The following is an 11,722-nucleotide window of genomic DNA, read 5'->3' as shown; positions in this document are numbered from 1 at the left end:
CCTCCATATAATTTTTAGCTTACGTTTAAGATTTTATTGAAGCATTTCTTTGTAAACTTTATGATTTTGATATGAAGCATAAAGCAGTGGTGCATCTAATTGATGTTCTTCGGCTAAATTCAGCAAATAGCCTTGTAAGTGATCGGCTTCAATATTTAAACCTTTTTCCATATCACGCTGCATGGATGTTTTGAAATGGTAAGATAGCTTAGAAAGTCCTTTCATATATTTATCGACGATTGTTTTATCAATCGGGACTTGGTGGCTTCTCATAATGGACGAAACTTCTTCATATAATGATTTGATAAAATCAGTGCCACCTTCACTATCACGTATTGGTCCGATTGGCGCATGCATCATTGTAGTTACACTTGATAATACTGTAATCATTAGATATTTTTGCCACATACCACGCTCGATATCTGAAGTTAAAATAAATTCAGATTTTGTATTAGCGAAAGTATCCTCTATCAATTTAGCTCTTTCACTATTTGTGCCATCTAATTCTCCAAAGAAAAGTTTATCAAAATCACTTGTTTGTACGACTTCACCAGTGGCATTTAATGAAGTTTCAATGATGCAATAACCACCCATAATTTTATTTTCACCAAAAATAGTTTGTAATTTTGGAATATGTGCAACACCGTTTAACAGCGGAATAATCACTGTATGATCCCCAACAAATGGTTTCAAGTCATCAATTGCTTGGTCAAGATGATATGATTTTGAAGATAGTAAAATCACATCAAATGGTTCAGCATTATTTTCTCTAGTAATCAATTGTGGGGTGAAACTATAATCACCATTGTGGCTATGGATGACTAAGCCATTCCTTTCCAAATAAGATTTTCTTTTCGGCCTTACTAAAAAAGTAACATTTTTATGGTTCTCTGCTAAACGACCACCAAAGTAGCCTCCAATTCCACCTGCTCCTAAGACTAAAATACGCATCTTAAACACTCCTTAATCTATGTAATGATTCATATTGCTATTTATATACCACTAAAAGTTCAAAGTTACGCATCGGAAATGAATGGAAAAATTAAGGGCATTAAATTTTTGATGATCATTTAATGGATTGTCTGGTTAGTTGCAAAATAAGCGATATTCAACGTAGTTCATTGTTTATTATTAAACGTTCTGTGGGTATATTTAATAAATGAATCATTGAGTGAAAGTGATGATTGTTATATACCAAATTTTTGAAATATAGAACAATGCACATATCATCAATTTGATATTTATAATGAACATGACTTTTAGATGTTTCATAATCTTTTCAAGGTCACGTGTATCGTCACCTTGAAAGGTATATAAAATGCAGTCAAGAAACATAAAAATAACTATAAATTGTGATTAACAAAGGTGGATTATGTTGACAAAAGTATTTGTAACTGGTGCTACAGGGCTTATTGGTACGAAATTGACCAAACGATTATTAGAAGAAGGTTATGAAGTAGCTGGATTAACAACGTCTAAAAAGGGTGAAGAAAAACTAGTTAATGCAGGTATTAAAGCATATATTGGTAATGTTTTAGAATATGAAACGATAGAAAATAGTATTGGTGATTTCAAACCAGACATTATTATGAATGAAATTACTGATTTAAAACAAGTTGATATGTCAGCCAACACAAAAGTTAGAATAGAAGGTAAAAAAAATCTTGTTGATGCAGCAATTCTGCATGGTGTTGAACATATCCAATCACAAAGCATTGCCTTCGCATATGAAAGTGGTCATGGGTTAGCAACTGAGGATACACCTTTAGATTACGAGTCTATAGGTGATCGTAAAATCACAGTAGACGGCGTTGAAGGATTAGAAAAAGAAACCGCTCGAATAAAAAATTACGTCATTTTACGTTATGGATTATTATATGGGCCAGGTACTTGGTATGGCAAAGATGGCATGATTTATAAGCAATTTATGAATAATGAAGTTTCAATCACAGAAGGGATTCAATCATTTATTCATATAGATGATGCGATTGAAACCGCGATACAGGCCTTAAACTTTGATTCGGGTATTTATAATGTAGCAGATGATGATCCTGTAAAAGGCAATGTTTGGGCTGACTGGTATGCTAACTTATTAAACGTAACACCTAATATTAGTATAGAACCTGCAGCACCTTTTGAACGTGGTGTAAGCAATGAAAAGTTTAAAATGCAAGGTGGGAAATTAATATATAAAACATGGAAAGATGGAATGAATCCAATAAACTAGATTTAGATATTTTTTAGAAAGTGGCATAAACATTGGTATGAGTTACTATTAATGTATGTTTTTTATTGTAAAAAGCCTTAACACTGATATGGTTAAGGCTTTTTCTATTTCTTAATTAATTACACAACATTGAATAAAACATAGGATTAAGGTGTCTATTAGGGGAGCTAAAAGGTTTCATTAAAATCAAAACAATAATGTTATTTATTATCTATAAAATCTGATAAATAAAACGAAAACGCCTATAAATGCGCATTAGATTCAAAAGATTTAATTATTGTGGAAGATACCAATTATTTTGATATGTATGGTAAAGAACTTTAGGTATCACAAGTTGTAGATAAAATTATACAATAAGCCCTATTTCTTTATAGTGATGGGACTCCTCATTAAGCAAATAAAGTGACATTTGTCTGTTTTGATGGTGCAAATTTTATTTAACACACTTGTATTAAAATATGTTAGACTGAGAACATGCCAAAAATAATAAATCATGAAAAGAAGAAAGAACAAATCATTCAATACGCTTTCGATTCAATTGTAGAAAATGGGGTTAAGGGATCTACTGTAAGACAAATTGCGAAATTAGCTGAAATGACACCAGGACAGATTAGATATTATTTTCCAAATCATTCAGAGTTATTAAACGCTGTAATGTCTAAAGTGGAACTAAAAATAAGGAGGAGAATTGAAATAATATTTACGTCCGAAAACCTTAATACAATAGACAAAGCAAAAGCAAGTTTATTATCGGTATTACCATTAGATCAAGAGAGATTAGCTGATATGGAAGTATGGATGGCATTTCGATATGACATACATGAATATGGCCAAAGTACACTTGATGATGGGATAGATCAATTATGTAATAGTGTTTTGACATTATTAAAAAACGAGCATTTGTTGAAGGATAATTTGAATATTCATCTTAATTCTATGAAATTACACGCATTAATTGACGGTTTGGCTTTGCATAAATTACTTAACCCAAATGGAATTTCAAACGATGATATTCAAACAATTGTAGATGAAGAAATAGTTAGATTAACGCAATGAAGGAGGACAGCCCATGAATTTTATCGTGTGGCTTATAATTTTTTGTGAAATTGCCTTTTGGGTTGTAATATTACTTGGTTTGGTAACAAGATATATCTTAAAACAACAAAAACTAGGTTTTTTCTTCCTAGCACTTACACCTGTTATAGATTTAATATTGCTTATAACAACAGTAGTAGATCTCATGAATGGTGCAACAGCTGAAATGCCGCTTGCTATAGCTGCAGTTTATATTTCAGTATCTCTTGTATTTGGGAAGAGTATGATAAATTGGGCTGATGATAGATTTAGATATTATGTAATGAAACAAGGTCCCAAACCTTATAAACTCGATGGTTTAGCATATTCTAAAAAATATTTTAAAAGTTGGTTGAAACATTTACTTTCTTATATTATAGGTATAGGAATTTTACATTTACTTGTTTATTTAATTAATGATAAAAGTCGTACAGAAGCCATGGATGGTGTTATTCATATTTGGACAATTGTCATTATTATAGACTTAATTATTAGTATTTCATATTTTGTGTGGCCGCCTAGAAAAGAAAAAAATCATAATGAATAAGAAAAGAGAAAATGGCATCACAGCAATGTCCTTATAATATATAATATTTATCACCTTAATAGCATGCCAGTTTCTGTAATCGACTGGACAGTATGTTTAATCGTATTGATGATTGTTCATGAGCCTTATTCTTAGTTAGATATTGTAAAAAGAGTAATGAAATGTTATATTGATAGTACTTTATTAAGCGAGGAGGATTAAAATGACTGCTTCTATGAGACTGAGATAACCCTTTTTGAATACAAAATTAAATTAATTCAAAAAGGCTTGTCCGCAATACACACTCATAGGGTGACGTATGTCATTTTTTATCCTTTGATAGGAATAATAAGCACTTTTAAATACTAAAACTTCAGTAATAAACTTTAGATATTTGAAAGTGTGATGTGAATGAGACGGGAGTAGCCTGTCTCATTTTTTTGCGTACACGTCCTTTAAATATACAAGGAGTGTATAAAAATGGAAAAATACACAATTAAATTTAACCAAATTAAACATAAGCTGACAGATTTTCGATCCCTTAATATTGAAAATCTTTATGCTTATCAATTTGAAAAAATAGCACTTATTGGAGGTAATGGTACTGGCAAAACCACATTACTAAATATGATTGCTCAAAAAACAAAACCAGAATCTGGAACGGTTGAAACGGATGGCGAAATTCAATATTTTGAACAGCTTAACATGGATATGGAAAATGATTTTAACACATTAGACGGTAGTTTAATGAGTGAACTCCATATCCCTATGCATACAACCGACAGTATGAGTGGTGGTGAAAAAGCAAAATATAAATTGGCTAATGTCATATCAAATTATAGTCCGATATTACTTTTAGATGAACCTACAAATCACTTGGATAAAATTGGTAAAGATTATCTGAATAATATTTTAAAATATTATTATGGTACTTTAATTATAGTAAGTCATGATAGAGCACTTATAGACCAAATTGCTGACACAATTTGGGATATACAAGAAGATGGCACAATAAGAGTGTTTAAAGGTAATTACACACAGTATCAAAATCAATATGAACAAGAACAGTTAGAACACCAACGTCAATATGAACAGTATATAAGTGAAAAACAAAGATTGTCCCAAGCCAGTAAAGCTAAACGAAATCAAGCGCAACAAATGGGACAAGCATCATCAAAACAAAAAAATAAAAGTATAGCACCAGATCGTTTAAGTGCATCAAAACAAAAAGGCACGGTTGAGAAGGCTGCTCAAAAACAAGCTAAGCATATTGAAAAAAGAATGGAACATTTGGAAGAAGTTGAAAAACCACAAAGTTATCATGAATTCAATTTTCCACAAAAAAAAATTTATGATATCTATAATAATTATCCAATCATTGCACAAAATCTAACATTGATTAAAGGAAGTCAAAAACTGCTAACACAAGTACGTTTCCAAATACCATATGGCAAAAATATAGCACTCGTAGGTGCAAATGGTGTAGGTAAGACAACTTTGCTTGAAGCTATTTACCACCAAATAGAGGGGATCGATTGTTCTCCTAAAGTGCAAATGGCATACTATCGTCAACTTGCTTATGAAGACATGCGTGACGTTTCATTGTTGCAATATTTAATGGATGAAACGGATTCATCAGAATCATTCAGTAGGGCTATTTTAAATAACTTGGGTTTAAATGAAGCACTTGAGCGTTCTTGTAATGTTTTGAGTGGTGGGGAAAGAACGAAATTATCGTTAGCAGTATTATTTTCAACGAAAGCGAATATGTTAATTTTAGATGAACCAACTAATTTTTTAGACATTAAAACTTTAGAAGCATTAGAAGTGTTTATGAATAAATACCCAGGAATTATCTTATTTACCTCACATGATACAAGATTTGTTGAACATGTGGCAGATAAAAAATGGGAGCTAACAAAACAATTTATTTATGATATAACTTAAAAACTAATGTCAAAGAAAAATGATATAGATTTAGTTTCTGGGATTTTATGAAAATTATTTGAGCACCACCTAGAGGTCATATTTGAGTAATAAGTCAAGTTGAACAAGAAGTTGATTTTGTCTTAACAGCAGTGAATATAAAATCAGTAACTCAACTAACTGAAAAATGCATAACAGTAAAGTGAACGTTATTATTACAATAGAAATTACGGTTCTATAAAAATTCATAAGGTTATCATGCGACATGTTAAAAGCGACTTCTTATTATTCAGAAGTCGCTTAATAATTTTAAAGTCTAATATTAGGCTGGTTGTAAAGATTTAATACTATTTCTTAATTATCGAGATTTCAACTTATTATTGATAGTAGGCTAAAATATTAACGCTATGAATCGTTAGGTGCAATACTTTTAAGAATTCTGGAGAAATTAGCCATTTTACGTTTTAATTTATCAAATTGATGCGATGAATATACTTTGTTATTAATCATATTTAATCATGTTTTATTGACATCACAAGTATTTGAAAAAGTGTTTAATTAAATAATTATTTGACAGTATCAATACATTCAAAACAATACAAATGATTATTTTTATGCACGCCATTTAAAAAACCATTTAAACAAAAAACATCTTTATGGCAATTTTCACATTGACCAATTAATTCTCTCATTTAAAAACCTCCTCAACCATTTTATTTACATGAATATCCATTGTTTCTAAAATTGGAATATTAAAATCATTTTTATCAAAAAGCATTTGTAATTCTGTACATCCTAAAATTAAACCATCAATATTGTCTTCTTTTGTCATTCGACTGATGATTTTTAGAAAGTCTTCTTTAGTTTCTTGATTTACAATACCATTTTCCAATTCATCAACAATTTTTTGGTGTATTAGTTGTTGTTCATTCTCATTAGGTACGACAACATGCTTATTATTTTTGGTGAATTGTTTTTTGAAAAAATCATGTTCCATTGTAAATTTAGTTCCTAAAAGACCTAATGATTGTAAGTTTTCTTCATCTGCGCATTCATATGTTGCATCTACGATACTGATCATTGGTACATTTACCATTTTTTCAATTTCATTAAATACTATATGTGGCGTGTTTGCAGCTATAATTATAAAATCTGCACCAATATCTTCTAATTTTTTTGCTGCATTTCCTACATAGTTTGCTAATTCTTCAAATTGATTGTTATTAATATATTCAAAAATATTATACATATTAATGCTATTAATAAATAACTCAGGAAGTGTTTTTTTACTGTTTTTTCTGTCTTGGTACTTATGAATGAAAGATTGGTAATAGTCCACTGTTGATTCAGGTCCGAGGCCCCCAATAATGCCTACATTTTTCATCTTAATTCCTCCAATAACCGTCAAAAAATAAATTTAAACGATGTTATATATTAATCAGTTATTAAATTATTACCCGAATAATTTAATTTCAATGTTAATCAATTATTTGAAAATCTATATTTTATTAAGCAGAACGTTTGTTTTTGCTATTATTTAGATAAATAATAAAGGCAAGCTTAAGCAAGCAATTTGTGATCATAAATAATAATTAAAAAGTGGTGTAGATATGGAAGATATAGATTTGGAAGAAAAAGTAAATGATCTTATCTCAAGTAATTTTGTCAATAATGTTGAAGAGAAAAAAAGACAGATGAATCTTGCAATGGAAAGTGTGAGAAACATCATAGAATTATGTGGAGATGATCCTGATAGAGATGGTCTCATCGATACCCCTTATCGTTTTATTAAAGCTTTTTTAGAATATACAGAAGGGTATAATGAAGATCCTAAAACGCATTTAGCAAAAACGTTTGATGTTAAACAAGACGACATGGTTTTGGTCAAGGATATAGAATTCTATTCAATGTGTGAACATCACTTTGCTCCATTTTATGGTGTTGTTCATGTTGGTTATATACCTAATGAAAAGGTAACTGGATTATCAAAAATTGCTAGAGTAGTCGAAGGATATGCGAGAAGATTTCAAGTACAAGAAAGATTAACAACTCAAATTGCACAAGCAATCAATGAGGTGTTAGAACCTAGAGGTGTCATGGTAGTGATTGAAGCTAAACATATGTGTATGTGTAGCCGAGGTATCAAGAAAGAACAATCTTCTACAATCACTTCAGCTGTACATGGGTTATTTCATAAAAATTATAATACAAGAAATGAATTTTTAACTTTAATCAATAAATAATTAGAATAAGGTGTGTAATTATGTGTAGAAGAGTAGCCTTAATTACTGGTAGTGCAAAAGGTTTGGGTAAGAAAACAGCGCTTGATTTAGCTGCTAATGAAATTGATATAGTTATTAATTATCGAAAAAGTAAGGAAGAAGCACAAAAATTAGTTGATGAAATCAAGCATAAATTTGGTGTGAATGTTATAGCAATCCAAGCAGACGTATCAAAAATAAATGATGTAAAAAATATGATTCAAACAATTATGTCTACTATGGGGCGCTTAGATATTTTAATTCATAATGCAGGACCATTTATTAAGGGGAAGAAAACCATTGTCGATACTACTTATGAAGAATGGAATGCTATGGTTGACGGTAATTTAAAAAGTTTTTTCATTTTAGTTAAAGAAGTTATTCCTATTATGAGGAAGAATAAATGGGGGAGAGTTATAACATTTGGTTTTGATCAAAGCCAAAATATACCAGGTTGGATATATCGAGGCGCATATGCCGCTGCAAAAACAGGTGTCATATCATTAACACAAACTTTATCAAAAGAAGAAGCGCGTTTTGGAATAACATTTAATACAGTTTGTCCAGGTGATATTTTAGGTGATGATAAGGAAAAAAATATAGCTGAGTATAAAAGAAATGAATTATCTCATTTTGAGATTCAAAGAAAAGAATATGGTGAAGATATTTCTCGTGTCATTAATTTTCTTTGTGAAGAAAAATCAAGTTATATAACTGGTGCAACAATCTCTGTGACAGGTAATCATGATGTTATCAACAAATATAATTTATAAAGAAGTACTTTAATATGGATGATAATGTTGTAATTGTAGGTGGGTCTATAGTAAGTATATTTGCAGTAAAGAAATTAAGTAAAAAGGGTATCAAGGTGGCATTAAAATTGTTCAAAGTGAGGAACGATTGACATATGCCCCCCCTTTTGATGAAAGCGTGTATGCAAGATAATGAAAATACTTCTATACTTTTATTAGAAAAAGAGAATTTTTTGCTGATAATCATATAGAAATTGTCTTAAATACCAATATTTTCAATCACATATTATGATCAATTAGATAAACCACAGGCTGTATTTTTCACTAATGGTTATAAGAATAAAAAAGAAGTACAAGATTATCTTATAAAAAATAAAGAATAAAATTAGGAGTAATCATAATGACTAATAAATCCACAAACTATGGCAGTTTAGCTAAGCAATTAGTAGCTTTAATAGAAGATGAAGTAGAACCTATTACCATTTTTTCAAATATCTCATCTTTACTTTATTCAAATTTACCAAATGTAAATTGGCTAGGCTTTTATTTTATAAAAAATGAAGAATTATTATTAGGTCCTTTTCAAGGACAACCAGCTTGTTCACATTTAAAATTGGAATCTGGTGTATGCGGAGATGCTGTAACACAGCGTAATTTAATAAATGTAGAAGACGTTTACGAATATCCAAATCATATATTTTGTGATTCAAACAGTAAATCAGAAATTGTATTACCTATATTTGTAGATAATACGATAATTGGCGTGTTAGATATAGATGCACCAACGATTCATCGTTTTAATTAAAATGATGAATCAAATTTACAAAATATAGTAGAGCTTATAGAGCAAAAATTAACAGAAACAGATTTAAGTATCATGACAGACGTATCTATCAATTACATTAAAAAATAAGGAGTGTATAAGATGAGTTTACGAATGAATTATGAAGAAATTGCCTCAGATAATATTGAATTAATGTATGAAATGGAAAAATTATTGAAAAAAATACAATCGACAACAAATTGCAAGAATTAATAAAAATAAGAGTTTCTCAATTGAATGGTTGTGCATTTTGTTTAAACATGCACACTACAGATGCTAGAAAACGAGGTATAGACGAAAAGAAAATTTATTTATTAAATGCTTGGGAAGATACTAATATATACAGCGACGCTGAAAAATTGGCACTAGAATTAGCTGAACATGTTACGTTAATTTCTAATCATAAAGTTCCGGATGCGCTCTATAATCGCGTTCGTGAAAATTATAACGAAGAGGAATATGCCCATTTAATATTTACAATTGCACAAATTAATACATGGAATAGAATATCTATATCTATGGGAAATGAATACAATATTTAAATCAAAGGAGTACAAAATATGTCTATAAATAATCAAGTTGCGATTGTTACAGGATCCGGTAGAGGTCTAGGTGCTGCTATTGCTATAAATTTAGCAGAAAAAGGTGTCAATATTGTATTGAATTACTTAAATGATGAAAAAAGTGTTGAAGGTGTCCAAGAAAAAATTAAAGATTTAGGTTCCAACGCCATTATTGTGCAAGCTGACGTCACAACCATTGATGGCTCGCAGAGAGTAGTTAATGAAGCATTAAAATCATTCGGTACTGTTGATATTTTGGTAAACAATGCTGGTCCATTATTTAGACCAATGTCAATTGAAGACATGACTTGGGAAGACATGTCTAAAAATTTAAATGAAGATATGGGCGCAGCCTTTAATATGACAAAAGCTGTTTTAGGCACTATGAAACAAAATCATTATGGTCGCATTATTTATATAGGATCATTATCTAGTGAAAAACCGTCAAATAATGTAGCTCATCATGGTAGTTCTAGAGCCGCAATAAGTACTTTTTCAAAATATGTAGCACTTGAAATGAGTGAATATGGTATCACTTCGAATGTTGTTGGTCCAGGTATGATAGAAACAGACCGAACTAAATCACAAACCAAGATTATTAAAAGTATCGCCGAAATAACACCCGCTAAAAGAATAGCTAAACCAGAAGATGTTGTTCGTGCAGTTAACTTTTTTGTGAATGACGATGATAGTTTTTACACAGGACATTACTTCCCCGTGAGTGGTGGATTACACTTAAAATAAAAAAATGTTTTTAAATTTAACTTTCAAATACTCACAGTATTATTATAGCTTTAACTGTAATGAATTTTTCAATTGTAAAATATATTTTTAACTATAAAAATAAGCATTAAAGAAGGTTTAAAATGAACTTTTACGACAAAAATGGTGATGCTACAGCCTATACCGAAGATAATATCCATATTTATCTTTTTAATGGTAGAGCAGTCGTTTATTTTCAATGTAATAAAGTATATGGTTTTAATGGGAGTCATTTAGGTTGGTTTGAAAATGGATGGATAAGAGATTTAAAGGGTAAATGTGTAATGTTTAGCTCGAAAGCATCTGGTGGCCCAATAAAACCTATTAAAAACAAGGCTCCTAGAAAAAATATAAAATAAGATATGCCAATTAAAAAGAATAGAAAACAAGTTAAAATTAAAAATATCTATCACTTAGCTTGGTCACACTTAAGTGGCATAGATTTTTTATTACAAGGTGTTTGAAAAATGACTGTTTTAAGTCATCCTTTTAAAACAACTGCTTGCATATGTTATTCATTTTTAGCACAAAATAACTAGGTCATAGTACTGTTATTTTGTGCTATTTTTTATTTTTAAAGTATTTTTTAGAGCTTTTTTATCATAATTTTATTGAAGGGCAATATCATATATCCAACAATCTAAATTAGTTTCTTCTTTAGAAATACCATTAGGCCCAATGCTATCTGTTAATATACAAATACTAGAACCGCAAATACGCTCTAATTTTATAGTCATAACATTCTTTTCCAAACACTTGATTTTACAAAAATGATATAAATAGTAAGCTAAAGATAGGCTTCATTAAT

General features: G+C 29.9%; 12 protein-coding genes and 1 pseudogene. 10 read left to right on the top strand and 3 right to left on the bottom strand.

Features of this window, described 5'->3' with window-relative positions:
* Positions 1-33: 33 nt before the first annotated feature.
* On the bottom strand, positions 34-951 hold the full coding sequence (panE, locus tag KA867_RS04045) for a 2-dehydropantoate 2-reductase (RefSeq protein WP_210137086.1): 918 nt from the start codon (positions 949-951) through the stop codon (positions 34-36).
* Between the two features lie 424 nt (positions 952-1,375).
* On the opposite strand from panE, the gene KA867_RS04040 reads away from it, so the two are divergent.
* From KA867_RS04040 to msr(A), 4 genes are all read left to right on the top strand, one after another.
* Complete coding sequence (locus tag KA867_RS04040) at positions 1,376-2,227, top strand: NAD-dependent epimerase/dehydratase family protein (protein ID WP_210137085.1); 852 nt, start codon at positions 1,376-1,378, stop codon at positions 2,225-2,227.
* 474 nt (positions 2,228-2,701) lie between these two features.
* Entirely contained in the window at positions 2,702-3,283 is a 582-nt protein-coding gene (locus tag KA867_RS04035) for a TetR/AcrR family transcriptional regulator (protein ID WP_210137084.1), read from the top strand.
* A gap of 13 nt (positions 3,284-3,296) precedes the next feature.
* On the top strand, positions 3,297-3,848 hold the full coding sequence (locus KA867_RS04030; RefSeq protein WP_210137083.1) for a hypothetical protein: 552 nt from the start codon (positions 3,297-3,299) through the stop codon (positions 3,846-3,848).
* Positions 3,849-4,307: 459 nt separating this feature from the next.
* The gene (gene msr(A) / locus KA867_RS04025) at positions 4,308-5,774 is read left to right on the top strand and encodes an ABC-F type ribosomal protection protein Msr(A) (RefSeq protein WP_210137082.1); all 1,467 of its coding nucleotides are present in this window, start codon (positions 4,308-4,310) and stop codon (positions 5,772-5,774) included.
* A gap of 545 nt (positions 5,775-6,319) precedes the next feature.
* Here the strand turns inward: msr(A) and KA867_RS13505 are convergent.
* Together KA867_RS13505 and KA867_RS04020 are read right to left on the bottom strand one after the other, a co-directional pair.
* Positions 6,320-6,445 carry a hypothetical protein gene (locus tag KA867_RS13505; RefSeq protein ID WP_258230511.1) on the bottom strand — a complete coding sequence of 42 codons (126 nt, stop codon included), beginning with the start codon at positions 6,443-6,445 and terminating at the stop codon, positions 6,320-6,322.
* Positions 6,442-7,137 carry an aspartate/glutamate racemase family protein gene (locus KA867_RS04020; RefSeq protein WP_119517791.1) on the bottom strand — a complete coding sequence of 232 codons (696 nt, stop codon included), beginning with the start codon at positions 7,135-7,137 and terminating at the stop codon, positions 6,442-6,444. The genes KA867_RS13505 and KA867_RS04020 overlap by 4 nt, the downstream gene beginning before the upstream one ends.
* A gap of 226 nt (positions 7,138-7,363) precedes the next feature.
* Between KA867_RS04020 and folE the strand changes: the two genes are divergently transcribed.
* The 6 genes and pseudogenes from folE (at position 7,364) to KA867_RS03990 (ending at position 11,273) form a co-directional block, all read left to right on the top strand.
* Positions 7,364-7,996, top strand: coding sequence for a GTP cyclohydrolase I FolE (folE, locus tag KA867_RS04015; protein ID WP_107383540.1), 633 nt, complete (start codon positions 7,364-7,366; stop codon positions 7,994-7,996).
* A gap of 20 nt (positions 7,997-8,016) precedes the next feature.
* The gene (locus tag KA867_RS04010; protein WP_119517792.1) at positions 8,017-8,787 is read left to right on the top strand and encodes an SDR family oxidoreductase; all 771 of its coding nucleotides are present in this window, start codon (positions 8,017-8,019) and stop codon (positions 8,785-8,787) included.
* A 379-nt stretch (positions 8,788-9,166) separates the two neighbouring features.
* On the top strand, positions 9,167-9,571 hold the full coding sequence (locus KA867_RS04005) for a GAF domain-containing protein (RefSeq protein WP_245355906.1): 405 nt from the start codon (positions 9,167-9,169) through the stop codon (positions 9,569-9,571).
* A gap of 120 nt (positions 9,572-9,691) precedes the next feature.
* Positions 9,692-10,131, top strand: a pseudogene (locus tag KA867_RS04000) (carboxymuconolactone decarboxylase family protein).
* A gap of 18 nt (positions 10,132-10,149) precedes the next feature.
* A complete protein-coding gene (locus tag KA867_RS03995) occupies positions 10,150-10,896 on the top strand; it encodes an SDR family NAD(P)-dependent oxidoreductase (protein WP_210137081.1) in 747 nt (248 codons plus the stop codon).
* Positions 10,897-11,018: 122 nt separating this feature from the next.
* Complete coding sequence (locus tag KA867_RS03990) at positions 11,019-11,273, top strand: 4-fold beta flower protein (protein ID WP_210137080.1); 255 nt, start codon at positions 11,019-11,021, stop codon at positions 11,271-11,273.
* Positions 11,274-11,722 lie beyond the last annotated feature (449 nt).

It is taken from the genome of Staphylococcus sp. GDH8C109P, from assembly GCF_017893405.1.
In the GTDB taxonomy this organism is placed as follows: Bacteria; Bacillota; Bacilli; order Staphylococcales; family Staphylococcaceae; genus Staphylococcus; species Staphylococcus cohnii.
This window is presented reverse-complemented; position numbering and strand designations above follow the sequence as displayed.